The 13,898-nt window shown below is 39.9% G+C and carries 18 protein-coding genes; 6 read left to right on the forward strand and 12 right to left on the reverse strand.

What is annotated here, in order from left to right:
• The first annotated feature begins 339 nt into the window (after positions 1 to 339).
• On the forward strand, positions 340 to 885 hold the full coding sequence (locus H5087_RS19160) for a gamma carbonic anhydrase family protein (RefSeq protein WP_182198081.1): 546 nt from the start codon (positions 340 to 342) through the stop codon (positions 883 to 885).
• Here the strand turns inward: H5087_RS19160 and H5087_RS19165 are convergent.
• The gene (locus H5087_RS19165) at positions 877 to 1,131 is read right to left on the reverse strand and encodes a DUF1488 family protein (protein ID WP_004335144.1); all 255 of its coding nucleotides are present in this window, start codon (positions 1,129 to 1,131) and stop codon (positions 877 to 879) included. The two genes, H5087_RS19160 and H5087_RS19165, sit on opposite strands and share 9 nt — an antisense overlap.
• The gene (gene aroE, locus H5087_RS19170; RefSeq protein WP_182673055.1) at positions 1,128 to 1,952 is read right to left on the reverse strand and encodes a shikimate dehydrogenase; all 825 of its coding nucleotides are present in this window, start codon (positions 1,950 to 1,952) and stop codon (positions 1,128 to 1,130) included. The genes H5087_RS19165 and aroE overlap by 4 nt, the downstream gene beginning before the upstream one ends.
• A gap of 54 nt (positions 1,953 to 2,006) precedes the next feature.
• Here aroE and H5087_RS19175 point away from each other — a divergent pair, with 54 nt between their 5' ends.
• Positions 2,007 to 2,444, forward strand: a complete 438-nt coding sequence (locus tag H5087_RS19175; RefSeq protein ID WP_004335148.1) for a group II truncated hemoglobin — start codon at positions 2,007 to 2,009, stop codon at positions 2,442 to 2,444.
• A gap of 62 nt (positions 2,445 to 2,506) precedes the next feature.
• Here the strand turns inward: H5087_RS19175 and hemF are convergent, their stop codons facing one another.
• The 6 genes from hemF to H5087_RS19205 all read right to left on the reverse strand — a co-directional run bounded on the left by hemF (position 2,507) and on the right by H5087_RS19205 (position 7,454).
• Entirely contained in the window at positions 2,507 to 3,457 is a 951-nt protein-coding gene (gene hemF / locus H5087_RS19180; RefSeq protein WP_182673056.1) for an oxygen-dependent coproporphyrinogen oxidase, read from the reverse strand.
• A gap of 1 nt (position 3,458) precedes the next feature.
• On the reverse strand, positions 3,459 to 4,022 hold the full coding sequence (locus tag H5087_RS19185) for an L-threonylcarbamoyladenylate synthase (RefSeq protein ID WP_004335153.1): 564 nt from the start codon (positions 4,020 to 4,022) through the stop codon (positions 3,459 to 3,461).
• 25 nt (positions 4,023 to 4,047) lie between these two features.
• Positions 4,048 to 4,623, reverse strand: coding sequence for a type I DNA topoisomerase (locus H5087_RS19190; protein WP_004335155.1), 576 nt, complete (start codon positions 4,621 to 4,623; stop codon positions 4,048 to 4,050).
• A gap of 114 nt (positions 4,624 to 4,737) precedes the next feature.
• Positions 4,738 to 5,211, reverse strand: a complete 474-nt coding sequence (locus tag H5087_RS19195) for a DUF494 family protein (RefSeq protein ID WP_004335158.1) — start codon at positions 5,209 to 5,211, stop codon at positions 4,738 to 4,740.
• Between the two features lies 1 nt (position 5,212).
• A complete protein-coding gene (gene dprA / locus H5087_RS19200) occupies positions 5,213 to 6,304 on the reverse strand; it encodes a DNA-processing protein DprA (RefSeq protein ID WP_182673057.1) in 1,092 nt (363 codons plus the stop codon).
• Positions 6,305 to 6,335: 31 nt separating this feature from the next.
• A complete protein-coding gene (locus tag H5087_RS19205; RefSeq protein ID WP_004335161.1) occupies positions 6,336 to 7,454 on the reverse strand; it encodes a LysM peptidoglycan-binding domain-containing protein in 1,119 nt (372 codons plus the stop codon).
• Positions 7,455 to 7,572: 118 nt separating this feature from the next.
• Here H5087_RS19205 and def point away from each other — a divergent pair, with 118 nt between their 5' ends.
• The 4 genes from def to trkA all read left to right on the forward strand — a co-directional run bounded on the left by def (position 7,573) and on the right by trkA (position 11,805).
• Positions 7,573 to 8,079: a peptide deformylase gene (gene def, locus H5087_RS19210; protein ID WP_004335162.1), complete on the forward strand. Its 507-nt coding sequence runs from the start codon at positions 7,573 to 7,575 to the stop codon at positions 8,077 to 8,079.
• 21 nt (positions 8,080 to 8,100) lie between these two features.
• Positions 8,101 to 9,054: a methionyl-tRNA formyltransferase gene (gene fmt / locus H5087_RS19215; RefSeq protein ID WP_182673058.1), complete on the forward strand. Its 954-nt coding sequence runs from the start codon at positions 8,101 to 8,103 to the stop codon at positions 9,052 to 9,054.
• The gene (rsmB, locus tag H5087_RS19220) at positions 9,047 to 10,342 is read left to right on the forward strand and encodes a 16S rRNA (cytosine(967)-C(5))-methyltransferase RsmB (protein WP_004335167.1); all 1,296 of its coding nucleotides are present in this window, start codon (positions 9,047 to 9,049) and stop codon (positions 10,340 to 10,342) included. The genes fmt and rsmB overlap by 8 nt, the downstream gene beginning before the upstream one ends.
• Positions 10,343 to 10,428: 86 nt before the next feature.
• Positions 10,429 to 11,805 (forward strand): Trk system potassium transporter TrkA, encoded by a 1,377-nt coding sequence (trkA, locus tag H5087_RS19225; protein WP_004335170.1) that lies wholly within the window; start codon positions 10,429 to 10,431, stop codon positions 11,803 to 11,805.
• 81 nt (positions 11,806 to 11,886) lie between these two features.
• Here the strand turns inward: trkA and H5087_RS19230 are convergent, their stop codons facing one another.
• The 4 genes from H5087_RS19230 to H5087_RS19245 all read right to left on the reverse strand — a co-directional run bounded on the left by H5087_RS19230 (position 11,887) and on the right by H5087_RS19245 (position 13,856).
• The gene (locus H5087_RS19230; RefSeq protein ID WP_182673059.1) at positions 11,887 to 12,102 is read right to left on the reverse strand and encodes a calmodulin; all 216 of its coding nucleotides are present in this window, start codon (positions 12,100 to 12,102) and stop codon (positions 11,887 to 11,889) included.
• Positions 12,103 to 12,165: 63 nt separating this feature from the next.
• Entirely contained in the window at positions 12,166 to 12,378 is a 213-nt protein-coding gene (locus H5087_RS19235) for a calmodulin (protein WP_004335174.1), read from the reverse strand.
• 140 nt (positions 12,379 to 12,518) lie between these two features.
• Positions 12,519 to 12,731, reverse strand: a complete 213-nt coding sequence (locus H5087_RS19240) for an EF-hand domain-containing protein (RefSeq protein WP_182673060.1) — start codon at positions 12,729 to 12,731, stop codon at positions 12,519 to 12,521.
• A gap of 465 nt (positions 12,732 to 13,196) precedes the next feature.
• Positions 13,197 to 13,856 carry a flagellar brake protein gene (locus H5087_RS19245; RefSeq protein WP_149601907.1) on the reverse strand — a complete coding sequence of 220 codons (660 nt, stop codon included), beginning with the start codon at positions 13,854 to 13,856 and terminating at the stop codon, positions 13,197 to 13,199.
• Positions 13,857 to 13,898 lie beyond the last annotated feature (42 nt).

Genomic DNA, 13,898 nt, shown 5'->3' on the forward strand with positions numbered 1-13,898 from the left:
AGGGATGCGAATAATACACCCTTTATTTTTTGAGTCAACACTTTGTTTTAAATTTTCTTTTGGAAGATTTAAAACCGAAGTTTTATTTAACTCTCTGAGTAGTTCGTGCCTCGCTATGCGTTGGCGTTTCCCGTCTCAGTGGGGTCGCATTATAGGGAGAACAGATTTTTACGCAAGTACTTTTTTAAAGAAAAAGTAAAAAAAGATACTGTTCGGTCAGTATCTGAACTAAACCCCCTGAAACTGATAGTTTTGTAACCAAACGGTGCCTTTTATGGTACAAAAATAACCTTGCTGATACACTCAAAGCTAATAACTATTCTCTAAAAGGTACTAAATATGGCAATCCGTTCTTATAAAGGTGTAACTCCTTCGTTTAATTCGTCTGTTTATATTGATGAGTCATCAGTTTTGGTTGGTGATATTACTTTAGGTGATAATAGTAGTGTTTGGCCTTTAGTAGCTGCCCGAGGCGATGTTAACTATATACGTATTGGTAAACGCTCCAATATACAAGATGGCAGTGTATTGCATTTATCTCGTGCAACTAAAAGCAATCCAGATGGTTATCCACTTATTATAGGTGACGATGTAACTGTAGGTCATAAGGTAATGCTGCACGGATGTATATTAGGAAACCGTATACTTGTAGGTATGGGCGCTATTATTATGGATAACGTGGTTGTTGAAGATGATGTAATTATAGGTGGGGGATCTTTGGTACCACCAAACAAACGCTTAGAGTCTGGTTACTTATATGTAGGGAGTCCGGTTAAGCAAGCCCGCCCTCTAACGGAGCAAGAACTTGCCTTTTTAAAAATATCTGCCAATAACTACGTATCACTTAAAGATGAGTATTTAGCTGAAATAGCTAACTTAAGTTAATAAACTTACTTCAATTTGGCCTGCCGAGTTATAGCTCTCTTCTTCGATAAGCTCCTCGGCACGTTCTTCGTAATCAAAACGATACTTTTCAAAATACTCTGTTGCATGGCTTTCGTCTGTTAATTTAAGTGTATTTACTTCTATTACACACTCCACCAGCATGCCACTAACTTGTGCAAAAAATACTAACTGATGATCGGGCTCTCTAAACTCTAGCCTATCTATAAATTGTATTGCCTGATTCATTTAAGCGTTCCTTGTTTGAGCGCATCAACGACGGGAAGTATTTTTGGCATTTTATTACGCCATACATAATATGCTTGAGCAGCTTGGCCAACTAACATGCCACTACCATCTAAAAGCTTAGCGTTAATATTATGCTGTGCAACCCAATTCATAAAAATGGTATTTTGCAGTGAATAAAACATGTCATAAGCGACTTCACAGTTAGTTATGTGTTTTTTATCAAGTGCTGGAAGTTCGTTATTCATACTGCTAGAGGTAGAGTTTATAATTAGTGAGTAATCGCTTACTGGTAAATCATCAAAACCAAAGCAAGATACTGGTCCATATTGGGTAAACAGCTCTGCGAGTTCTTTGGCTTTTTGTGCTGTGCGATTAACTATTATTATTTCCTGAGGGTTATGCTCTAACAAAGGTAAAATAACCCCTCGAGCAGCACCGCCCGCACCTATGATTAAAATGCGTTTATTAGTTATGGCTACTTCATTAGCGAGTAAATCATTTACAAAGCCCACACCATCGGTGTTATCACCGAGTAATGAGCCATCATCTCGTTTTTTTAATGTATTAACAGCCCCTACTATTTTGGCTAATGGCGTAAACTCATCAGCCATTGCATAAGCTTGCTCTTTAAATGGCATTGTAACGTTAGCACCCACACCGCCTTGCTCAAAAAAAGACAATACTGTTTTTTCAAAGTTATCGATAGGTGCTAATATTGCGCGATAGTCGATTTGCTCACCCAGTGATACAGCAAATTGTTTATGTATCGCGGGGGATTTTGAATGTTTAATTGGATTTCCAAAAACCGCATATTTGTCCATTTTAAAGCAACCTCTTTGCAGCTATAACACTGCCTATTAACGATGATAAGTAATATGATTAAACGACTTTTTTCTAAATCTAAGCCGGCTCCCGAGCAACAGGCTCCTACTCCTGAAAAAACACCGTACGAAATAATAGGTGGAGAAAAAGGAGCGCGCGCTATCTCCAATCGATTCTACGACATAATGGAGTCAGATGAATACGCTAAACCGTTATATGATATGCATCCTCTGCCATTAGATCGAATTCGCCAAGTATTTTTTGAATTTTTATCTGGTTGGTTAGGCGGGCCAAACCTATTTACAGAAAAACATGGCCAGCCAATGCTACGTAAACGCCATATGCCTTTTACTGTAGATAAAGCATTGCGCGATCAGTGGATGTACTGCATGAATAAAACGCTGGATATAGAAATAGACAATCCGTTGTTGCGTGAAGGCTTAAAGCAATCATTCTCTCAACTAGCAACGCACATGATCAATCAGCATTAAATTTATATATAGCCATAATCAAAAAGGCGCTAATTAGCGCCTTTTTGATTATTGTTTAATTTTTATAATTGCCACTCTCTGGCTATCAGCTCACTTGGTTGACTCGTTAACCACTCTTGCGGGCGTAAGTAATACTGATATAGGTCAGCTTCTGGGCTACTTGGCTCTGGTTTATAGTTATATTCCCAGCGTGCAAGTGGTGGCATAGACATCAATATAGACTCAGTGCGCCCGCCACTTTGTAATCCAAATAAAGTGCCCCTATCCCATACTAAATTAAACTCAACGTAGCGCCCGCGACGATAAAGCTGAAAATCACGTTGTTGCTCTGTGTATTCATCATTTTTGCGACGTTCAATAATAGGTAAATAGGCATCTAAAAATCCATTACCCACCGATTGCATAAACGCAAAACTCTTTTCAAAACCAAGTTCGTTTAAATCGTCAAAGAACAAACCGCCTACTCCGCGCGTCTCATCTCTGTGCTTTAAATAAAAGTACTCGTCGCACCAGGTTTTGTATTTTGGATAAATGTCGCTGCCAAAAGGCGCACAAATGTCGTGAGCAACTTGATGCCAATGTTGTACGTCTTCTAATACTGGATAAAAAGGAGTGAGATCAAACCCGCCACCAAACCACCATATTGGCTCTTCGCCTTCTTTTTCAGCTATAAAAAAGCGCACATTGGCATGACTTGTTGGTACATGAGGGTTTTTAGGATGAATAACTAACGACACACCACACGCATGAAAGCTGCGCCCTGCAAGCTCTGGCCTATGTGCTGTTGCCGAGCCAGGCATTGAAGCGCCAAATACGTGTGAGTAATTAACTCCGCCTTGCTCTATTACAGTACCATTTGTGGTTACACGTGTGCGACCACCACCACCTTCTGCTCGCTGCCAGTTATCTTCTATAAATTTAGCACTGCCATCTGCAGCCTCCAAACCTTGGCAAATAGTGTCTTGCAAAGCCATAAAGTATGCTTTTACTTGATCTAATAATTCGCTTTGCATATTAACCTCTAAATATTTTGCCAGTCATGGCGTCTTTTATTGTGCTTGGTTGAGTATTACCACCTAACGGCTCGTCAACGTAAAAGCCAACTTGTTCTGCAAATTGCGCTTTGGCTTGCTCAATACTAATTACCGTTTCTTGACCGGTTAAGTTTGCACTGGTTGATACTAGTGGCTTACCAAACTCTTGGCACAAACGCTTTACTGTTGGATGGTTTGTTACTCTTACTGCGATGGTATCAAACTGCCCTGTGAGCCATTTAGGCGTATTTTTAGATGCAGGCATAACCCATGTAATTGCAGCAGGCCAACTCGAAAAAATATCAGCGCGTTTATCCATTGGTATTTTTGCATCATCTACGTATTTTAATAATTGTCCGTAGTTATCAGCGATTAAAATAAGCCCTTTTTCAACCGGGCGCTGCTTAATAGCTAATAGTGCTTCAACGGCTTGTTGATTATCTGGATCACAACCTAAACCATATACAGCTTCTGTTGGGTATAAAATAACTTCGCCTTGCGTTAAGCATGTTATTGCAGTGGGCGTATTTGAAAGGTCTGACAAAGTAGTCTCCAGATATAATTAAACGTTATTCAGTTGGGGTGAGCTTATGCATGCAGCTTTTTTGTGGGCATTGCAATAATATGCCGTTTGCCATATTTCTTTCTATGACGATAGGCCAGTCACATTCAGGACACGGATGTTCAACCGGTTTATTATTAAGCGTGTATTTACAGCTTGGATAACAATCACAAGAATAAAATACTTTACCAAACTTATTACTGCGCGCGACTAAATGACCTTTTTTGCATTTAGGGCAACTAGGCAAAGTATCTTCGCTTTGCTTTTCTTCATTTTCGTTAGCAATGTAATGACACTCTGGATAACCCGTACACCCAATAAACATACCATAGCGGCCATTTTTAACCACCAGCGGTTTGCTACACTCAGGACATGCTGAATCTTCTAATATCTTGATTTCGTTACTATCGTGGTGTGCCAGCGGCCTAATAAAGTCGCATTTGGGATAACTTGCGCATCCTAAAAAAGGGCCAGATTTACTATTGCGGATCACTAACTCTGAACCACACTGTGGGCATATCTCGTATTCTTTTTCGAGGGCGTGCTTGTTCGCCGAGAAAAGCGAATGGTCGATTTTACTCATGGTGATCCTAATAGGTTGGTGAATTTTCGCCTAATATACCCAAACCACTTAAAGATACAAGCAATGCCGTGCTTATCCTTTTAAGTAATTTGAGTACAATTAAGATAATTATCTCTAATGAAGAAGTTCGCTGGGTTCATCAAAAATCAAATCTTCCATTTGCTCATATGCCTCTTCAGAGCCAGGAACGTTAAACAAGATCATAAGTACAATCCACTTTAAGTCTTCTAGGCTTATAGTTGGTTTATCGAGAGAGGCTAAACAGTCCATTACCATTTCACGTGTTACATTGTTAATTACGCCTATTTGTTCAATAAACATTAAAAAGCCACGACACTCAGCGCTGAGCCTTTGGCATTCACTATCGGTAAATATACGCACAGCATCTTTAGGGTTAGCAATAAGATAAGGAGACTCATCGCTGTGTTGTAAATCGGCTAGTTGCTCTAACCAATCAAGAGCTTTAAATATCTCAGGCTTATTAAAGCCCGCACGCAGTAGCTCATCGGTTAACTCATTTTGCTCTGCAAATATATCCGCTTCGCTATGAATGTAATTTTCAAAAAGATACAAAAGAATATCAAACATATTACCTTCCTGCGCTTAACTTGATGTAACCATCTAAGACTCGCTCAATCTGATCGTCTAATTCTAAATCGAGCAACCTACTGAGTACTTTATCTATTGGCCACTGCGCACGACGCACAATGTCATCTACACTGGTTACTTCAAAGCCAATACTATTTAAAACCTCACATTGAGAATTGGCTTGAATCGGCTGCTCTTTATTACATACATTATTGTCGTAAGTGAAACTCACCTCATCAAGAATGTCAGCCACGTTTTCTACCAGCTTAGCACCTTGCTTTATTAAAAAGTGGCTTGCCTGCGCTAACGGGTTTTTAATAGAACCCGGTACTGCAAATACCTCTTTATTTTGTTCAAGCGCATAGCGTACTGTAATTAACGAACCACTTTTAATTTCAGCTTCAACAATAAGCACTCCTAACGATAACCCAGAAATAATACGATTACGGCGCGGAAAGTTGTGCGCATGAGCAGCTGTGCCCGGTAAAAACTCACTCACCAGCAAACCGCTTTCTAAAACTTGGTCTGTTAATAGTTTATGGCGTTTGGGGTAGCAAATATCAACCCCAGTACCAAGCACCGCTATGGTTTTACCTGTACCAGCAAGAGAGCCTTTATGTGCTGCACCATCTATTCCCCGCGCCATACCTGAAGTAACCGTAATACCCGCCAAAGTTAACTCGTATGCAAATTCTGAGGCTATTTCAAGCCCGGTAGGTGTAGCATTACGGCTGCCAACAATTGCAATTTGTGGAGTTGATAATAACGAGACATCTCCCCTGCAAAATAGTAATAAAGGCGCACTGGCAATCTGCCGGAGATCTTCTGGGTAAAGCGCATCAAAAATACAGACAACAGTAATGTTGTTCAGCGCTATTAATTGCTCATAATGACTGACTTGTTGCCAATTGGTGTTGAGTAAATTACTCGCTTGATTAGCGGTTAACCCAAGCTGTAAAAGCTTGTCATGAGATAAGTCGAATAACGACCCAAGGGAATAGTTTGTAGATAGTGCTAAAAGGGTTTTTATACCCAACCCTTTACACATATAAAAGGCAAGCCAGTGGGCTAGCTTGCCAGATGACTGATCCATGCTCTCTCCTAGAGCACCGACTCGCTACTTCTTAATGAATAACTGCAATATCTCCAATGCGAATTGGGTGCTGGTTTTTAGTTATTAATGCATAACTTACTTTGTCATACACTTTAAAGACAATTAGCTCACCAACTTTTTCTTTTGGCATGGTCCACGTTGTGTTTTGTTCGTCAGACTCATCACCAAATAATTGGCTCACATCAGATAAAAGCTTCTCATATTTACTAGAATCTTCTGGGTAACGAGGGCCACGAGGACCATCAATAACCGTTGGCGATTGACGCTCTAGATCTAATACATGACCCGCTTCTATATTTTGTTCACTGCCTAAGTTTAGCACCACAACATCCATTGTGCTGAATTCTCTAACTTCGCGTGGTGAAGCAATAATATTACCTGTTACAGGTTCTGAAGGGCGGTGTATATCAAAGTACGCAGGAAGCATTTGGCCTTCCATTGCCGGCATTAAAAAATCACCTTGCTGAATTTCTCGTTTAACAGACTCAACACGTAATGATGAAGGCACGCCATTTTTCTCATCGCCCGCTCTAAAAGCACGTGCTATACCCACATAAGATGCACGCGTTGCTAACACTTCACCGGTTAAATCAGTGTAGGGGTCACCTTTATGGTAAATGGCATATGCTTTATGTACTTGTAAGTCGCCTTTAACATATAAAATATGGCCTAGCGTTTGTGTTTTAGTATTTTCGTTTGCACCTAAAATATAAGGTTTACCTTTAATATCGTCACTGTTCATTGCTTGCTCGTAACTGATATAAGGTTTGATCATTTCAAGCGGCAAAGTAGTTATAGCATCACGCCCTTTTGGTGTAATACGACCCTGAGGAGATAGCTTTCTATATCCTTTATTTATCACTAAACGTGGGTTTCCATCTGCATCGTATATCAACGCTAATGCATCACCGGGGTAAATTAGGTGTGGGTTGTCAATTTGTGGATTCATTTGCCAAAGTTCAGGCCATAGCCAAGGCTCATCTAAATAGATGCCAGAAATATCCCAAAGTGTATCGCCTTTTTTTACAACATACTGTTTTGGTGCGTCTTTTTTTATTTTAAGTACATCAGCAACTGCGGGAAACGCAGCGCTTAACGTAAGCATGATTGCAAGTAGTGGAGATTTCATCGAGCTTCCTTGTATTGTTTTTTCATTATTATTGCCCAAAACCTGTTAAAGGTGAACGCGAATGGCTAAAATAAGAGCATACAATACCCTAAATTAAGCACAAGTGAAAAAGGTAACTATGGCTAGGTTAGAAGTTTTAAGATTTCCAGATGAACGTTTACGTACTGTAGCAAAAGATGTTGTACAAGTTGACGACACAGTACGCCAAATTGTAAAAGACATGCTAGAGACAATGTACGATGAAAATGGCATTGGTCTTGCGGCCACGCAAGTAGATATTCATCAACGAATCGTTGTTATTGATGTATCAGAAGAGCGCAATGAGCCACTGGTATTAATTAATCCACAAATCATTAAAAAAGACGGCTCTACCGTTAGCGAAGAAGGCTGTTTATCAGTACCTAACTCGTATGCAAAAGTAGATCGCGCAGAAACAGTAACAGTCGCAGCACTTAACGAAAACGGTGAAGAATTTGTACTAGATGCAGATGAATTATTGGCTATTTGTATTCAACATGAACTAGATCACCTTCAAGGTAAGCTATTCATTGATTACTTATCTCCATTAAAGCGCCAACGTATTCGTAAAAAGCTTGAAAAAGAAGCCAAGTTTGCAGAACAGTAATAAGCACCTTAGGAAAACTCAGTGACTCAACCATTACGCATTATATTTGCCGGTACGCCGGACTTTGCCGCACGTCATTTACAAGCGCTGATACAAAGCGAACACCAAATAGTGGGTGTATATAGCCAGCCAGATCGCCCTGCAGGTCGTGGTAAAAAATTAAAAGCCAGTGAAGTGAAAGAGCTAGCGCTTGAGCACAACTTACCGGTTTTTCAGCCACAGTCATTAAAAAATGATGAAGCACTAGATGAGCTAACAAGCTTAAATGCCGACATTATGATTGTTGTAGCATATGGCTTAATTTTACCTAAAGCTATTTTAGAAGCGCCACGTTTAGGTTGTTTAAACGTGCATGGCTCTATATTACCGCGCTGGCGCGGTGCTGCACCTATTCAACGCGCAATTTGGGCAGGTGATGAACAAACCGGCGTAACAATAATGCAAATGGATGAAGGGCTAGATACCGGCGATATGCTACATATAAGCCGCTGCCCTATTAGCACAACAGAAACTAGCGCAAGCTTATATACAAAGCTTGCTGAGCTAGGTCCAGATGCGTTAATTGAAACCATTAATAAATTAGCTAATGGTGAGATCACCCCTGAACCTCAAAACGATGAACTTGCTAACTACGCTAAAAAGCTTTCTAAAGAGGAAGCTGATATCGACTGGTCCATGAGTGCGCTTCAAATCGAGCGAAACATTCGCTCTTTTAACCCGTGGCCAATGTGCTTTACCCAAATGGGTGGGCAAACAGTAAAGATTCATCAAGCGCAAGTTATGCTGCAATCAGGTGATCCTGGGCAAATTTTATCAAGCGACAAAAATGGCGTAGTAGTGGCGTGTGGCGAACACGCTTTATGTATTACGCAATTACAGCCGCAAGGTAAAAAACCAATGGCAATTAACGACTTTTTAAATGGTCGTAGTGACTGGGTTACTCCTGGCACAATATTAGGCGAAAACAATGAGTAATGTTCCAAACGTACGAGCGCTTGCCGCTGAAACTTTATATAACGTAGTTGATAAAGGCGCATCGCTTAATCAAGAACTTCCATTTGCAAGCCAAGGCTTGCCGCCTAAAGATAAAGCGTTGCTACAGCAAATTTGTTATGGCGTTTTACGCTACTTACCGAGCCTTGAAAATTACTGCCAACACTTAGTAGAGCAGCCATTAAAAGGTAAACGTAGAATATTTCAGTTTTTATTATACGTAGGTATTTATCAACTGCAGCATATGCGCGTACCACCTCATGCTGCCATTTCAGAAACGGTTAACGCACTGGCTCAACTACGCGCTTTAGGATTAAAAGGACTGATAAACGCCATTTTACGTAGCTTTCAGCGTCAACAAGCTGAGCTTGAAGAAAAAGCGAAGCTTATTCCGGTATGTTTATACAACCATCCAAATTGGTTTATTAAACAGGTGCAAACAGCCTACCCAGATAGCTGGGAAGCACTACTTGAAGAAAACCAGCAACAAGCGCCAATGTGGCTTCGTGTCAATCAAGCCCAATTTAGCACGCAAGAATACAGCGACATGCTTAGCGCTAACGATATTGAACACACCTTAAACCCTGACTTTATTGATGGGATTAAGCTTGCCAAACCACGTGATGTATTTTCATTACCTGAGTTTGATACAGGTGCATGTTCAGTACAAGATGCTGCAGCACAACTTGCAGCTCGCTTTTTAGAACCTAAAGCAGATGACTATATTTTGGATGCCTGCGCAGCCCCTGGCGGTAAAACATGTCATATTTTAGAGCTTGCTGATGCAGATGTACTTGCACTTGATAGCGACTCAACTCGCCTTGAACGTGTTAAGCAAAACTTAACTCGCATTGGCTTAGGTGCAGACCTGCAATGTGGCGACGCATCACAACCACATACATGGTGGGATGAAAAATTATTTGATCGTATTTTACTTGATGTGCCTTGTTCGGCCACTGGTGTAATTCGCCGTCACCCTGACATAAAATGGTTACGTCGCGCATCAGACATCGAAGACTTAGCTAAGTTACAAAGCGATATTCTTGATAGCATTTGGCCACTGTTAAAACCAGGTGGCACATTGGTATATGCTACGTGTTCGGTTCTTCCACAAGAAAACCAACAGCAAGTCGCTAAGTTTTTAGCTAATAACGATGATGTAGAACATATACCTCTACACGAAAACGATACCGTAACAACGCCAGGTTTGCAGTTACTGCCCGGTGAAAGTGATGGATTTTATTACGCTAAGCTAGTTAAAAAAGCCTAATAGCCGTACACTAAATAGTTAGCCATTTATGAAACATTAAATGGCTATTTTTTTAATTAAATTATGATCAATACCACGGGTAAATAATGAAAATAATTATACTCGGTGCCGGGCAAGTTGGTGCTACGCTTGCTGAAAACTTAGTTGGCGAACAAAACGAAATTACCGTTGTTGATATAGACGGTAACCGATTACGTGAACTTCAAGATAAGTACGACTTACAAGGGGTTATGGGCCACAGCGCGCATCCTGATGTATTACGCCGTGCAGGTGCTGAAGATGCCGATATGATTATAGCGGTAACCAGTTCAGATGAAGTGAACATGGTTGCATGCCAAGTGGCATACAGTATTTTTAAAACGCCTACTAAAATTGCTCGTATTCGCTCAGAGCAATATTTAAAATACCGCGAAAAACTTTTTCAAAACGACGATTTACCAATCGATCATTACATTGCTCCCGAAGCACTGGTCACTAAGTATATTCGCCGTTTAATTGACTACCCTGGTGCTCTGCAGGTATTGCAATTTGCTGATGGCATGCTCTCGTTAGTAGCCGTAAAAGCTTACTATGGCGGTTTACTTGTAGGTTATGCGTTATCTGCACTTAAAGAACATATTCCTAATGTAGAAACTCGTGTTGCCGCTATTTATCGTCAAGGTAAAGCAATAAAACCATTGGGTACCACCGTTATTGAAGCCGATGACGAAGTATTCTTTATTGCCGCTACAAAACATATACGCGCGGTAATGAACGAGCTACAAAAACTTGAGCGTTCGTACAAAAAAATTATGATAGCTGGTGGCGGTAACATTGGGGCAGGCCTTGCCCGCTCACTTGAAAAAAACCACACCGTTAAACTAATTGAACGCAGTAAAGAACGTGCTGAGCAACTCTCAGAAATGCTCGATAATACGGTTGTTTTTTGTGGTGACGCATCTGATCAAGAACTGCTCTCAGAAGAGCATATTGAACAAGTAGACGTTTTTATTGCCGTAACCAATGACGATGAAGCAAACATTATGTCAGCTATGCTTGCAAAACGTATGGGCGCACAAAAAACCATGGTGCTTATCCAGCGTGGTGCTTACGTTGATTTGGTACAAGGCGGCGAAATAGATATTGCCATATCCCCACAACAAGCAACTATATCAGCGTTATTAACGCACGTACGCCGTGGTGATATTGTTAACGTGTATTCACTGCGTAAAGGCGCAGCAGAAGCCATTGAAGCGGTTGCTCATGGTGATGAAAACACATCTAAAGTGGTTGGTCGTGCGATTGCCGACATAAAACTTCCTGCGGGTACAACTATTGGCGCAATAGTACGTAATGACGATGTGCTGATAGCTCATGATGATACAATTATTATGTCGGGCGATCATGTCATCATGTTTTTAATCGACAAAAAACACATTACCGTTGTAGAAAAACTATTCCAAGTAAGTGCTATATTCCTTTAACTAGTTACGCTAATTAGTTAATTTAAAATACAAAAAAGCCGCTGACTAAGGCGGCTTTAGTGGAGTATCTTCGAATATTGATTACTGTACTTTTGAAAACTCTTCTTTAGAGATTTCACCATTTCCATCAGCATCTAAATCATCAAAAATCTTTACAAGTTGAGGGTTAACCTTCGCTTCTTCCATTGTAATCGCACCGTCGCCATCTGCATCAAAAGAGGCAAAGTCCACTGCTGCGTATGCTGCTGATGAAGATGCTAAAACGATAACTGCAAGTGTTGTATTGAATGTTTTCATAATAATATTCCTAGTAATATGGGAAGTCCTTTTCAAAGATCCCTGACTGTGAAAAATGTTTAATTAGTAATTAGCGAACTCTTCTTTAGAAAGCTCGCCGCTACCATCTGTGTCTAGCTCAATAAATTCAGCCATTAAATCGGTATCGACTGCCGCTTCGCTTGGGCTAATTGTGCCGCTACCATCGATATCAAGGCTGTCAAAATCTGATGCTGCAAATGCAGCTGAAGAAGATGCTAGTACTATAAGTGCTAATGCTTTATTTAAATGTTTCATAACTTAATCCTTCAATGTTCTATCAAAAAAATTGCTTCGTTTAACTTAAAACGTAATTTTTCACTTCCTTGTTATCCTCTTTCGTAAGCTCCCTTGCCTACTTAGGTTGTCTTTGGCAACTCAGGATAAATACTTTTTAATTAAGCTTCTGAAAATTCTTCTTTTGATAACTCACCATTTTGGTCGGTATCAAGCTCAGAAAACATGCTCATTAATTTTGCGTCTACTGATGCTTCTGCTTGGCTAATTGTGCCACTGCCGTCTACATCAAGTGTGTCAAAATCTGTTGCTGCAAAAGCGGCTGAAGAAGATGTAATAGCGATAAGTGCTAAAGTTTTATTAATGCTTTTCATAATATGTATCCTTCAAATTTATGTGTGTGCGATTAAGTATTTCACTTTGAATCACGATTTCGTTCAGTACACCCTGACTATTACAACTTAAATGCCAACATTTAAAAGCCATTAACTTTCAATAAGTTAAAAATAAAACGTACAATAAGTAGGAATTTTCAGAGTCATTACTGTTGCCTTTTCGCAACACGCTTTAAAGGTGAAAAACTAAAGTCATTAAAAACAAATAGTTATGTTTATATAAAAAGATACATTTTAAAATGTAGAGCTATAAAAGGAGGGATTTTAAAAAATAATTAAGGTTAATTTTAACGAAGTAGCTATAACAACAAAAAAAAAGCCATAACAAAAAACACGTAACACATTGTTTTATTTTAATAATATTTTTAATTATATAAAAACAAAAAAACACTTTATAAATACTCACTTAAAACGCCACTTTGTTGCAAATAAGCGAAAAACGATTTAGTCAACGGTGGGCTCAAGCGCAGATGGGTCTATAAAATGCTCTTTCATAAAGGTTTTCATTTCATCCTCGCTTGCTAGTAGCTTAATTCCGCAGTGCACACCTGCAGCATGCTCTTTAACACTGCAAATTTCACCTTCAAAATCTTTATCACTACTATTGAGGACGACAGTGCATTGCATATCTTTTATACCTTCAGCTTGCTGATCGCCTCTAATATCAAACATTACACCAGTGAGTGAAATGTCCTTAATAAGGCCTTCAAGCACTCTATCGTCACTTAGTTTTAGCTTTGCAGGTAATAAGGTAGGTATGCGTGTTTGCGAGCGTAGCGCAAATAGCTGCACTTGCTTAGGAAAATTAATAAAGACGAGTTTAGCAGGATGCGAGGCTACTGACATAATTTGCTGGCGAAACGCAATAACTTGCCCACCACTGCCTTCAATCAGTGCTCTTACAACAACCATTACGCCATCACGTAAATAGTCACTCGCCGCAGGTAAACGCTTGGCATTGGGATAATTTAAAATAATAAACTGCTTATCGAGTAAACCAACTAATTCAGTTTTAACACGCTTGCTGCTTGTAGGTGTTAATATTTCTAGGTCGACTAAGCTGCCTACACTTATATGCTTTAGCTTTTCTAAATTTGTTGGCATATCCCTTTCCCAATAGTTCGTAATTTAAAACTTAAGCCGCTC

It is taken from the genome of Pseudoalteromonas sp. SR43-7 (genome assembly GCF_014163785.1).
GTDB classification, from domain to species: Bacteria; Pseudomonadota; Gammaproteobacteria; order Enterobacterales; family Alteromonadaceae; genus Pseudoalteromonas; species Pseudoalteromonas distincta.

Excerpts from the sequence above, each read along its gene's own strand:
- H5087_RS19165 (WP_004335144.1), bottom strand. The coding sequence starts at position 1,131 with ATGAATCAGGCAATACAATTTATAGATAGGCTAGAGTTTAGAGAGCCC.
- aroE (WP_182673055.1), bottom strand. The coding sequence starts at position 1,952 with ATGGACAAATATGCGGTTTTTGGAAATCCAATTAAACATTCAAAATCC.
- H5087_RS19240 (WP_182673060.1), bottom strand. The coding sequence starts at position 12,731 with ATGAAAAGCATTAATAAAACTTTAGCACTTATCGCTATTACATCTTCT.
- hemF (WP_182673056.1), bottom strand. The coding sequence starts at position 3,457 with ATGCAAAGCGAATTATTAGATCAAGTAAAAGCATACTTTATGGCTTTG.
- H5087_RS19230 (WP_182673059.1), bottom strand. The coding sequence starts at position 12,102 with ATGAAAACATTCAATACAACACTTGCAGTTATCGTTTTAGCATCTTCA.
- rsmB (WP_004335167.1), top strand. The coding sequence starts at position 9,047 with ATGAGTAATGTTCCAAACGTACGAGCGCTTGCCGCTGAAACTTTATAT.
- H5087_RS19205 (WP_004335161.1), bottom strand. The coding sequence starts at position 7,454 with ATGAAATCTCCACTACTTGCAATCATGCTTACGTTAAGCGCTGCGTTT.
- H5087_RS19235 (WP_004335174.1), bottom strand. The coding sequence starts at position 12,378 with ATGAAACATTTAAATAAAGCATTAGCACTTATAGTACTAGCATCTTCT.
- H5087_RS19175 (WP_004335148.1), top strand. The coding sequence starts at position 2,007 with ATGATTAAACGACTTTTTTCTAAATCTAAGCCGGCTCCCGAGCAACAG.
- def (WP_004335162.1), top strand. The coding sequence starts at position 7,573 with ATGGCTAGGTTAGAAGTTTTAAGATTTCCAGATGAACGTTTACGTACT.
- H5087_RS19195 (WP_004335158.1), bottom strand. The coding sequence starts at position 5,211 with ATGTTTGATATTCTTTTGTATCTTTTTGAAAATTACATTCATAGCGAA.
- H5087_RS19160 (WP_182198081.1), top strand. The coding sequence starts at position 340 with ATGGCAATCCGTTCTTATAAAGGTGTAACTCCTTCGTTTAATTCGTCT.
- H5087_RS19245 (WP_149601907.1), bottom strand. The coding sequence starts at position 13,856 with ATGCCAACAAATTTAGAAAAGCTAAAGCATATAAGTGTAGGCAGCTTA.
- dprA (WP_182673057.1), bottom strand. The coding sequence starts at position 6,304 with ATGGATCAGTCATCTGGCAAGCTAGCCCACTGGCTTGCCTTTTATATG.
- trkA (WP_004335170.1), top strand. The coding sequence starts at position 10,429 with ATGAAAATAATTATACTCGGTGCCGGGCAAGTTGGTGCTACGCTTGCT.
- H5087_RS19190 (WP_004335155.1), bottom strand. The coding sequence starts at position 4,623 with ATGAGTAAAATCGACCATTCGCTTTTCTCGGCGAACAAGCACGCCCTC.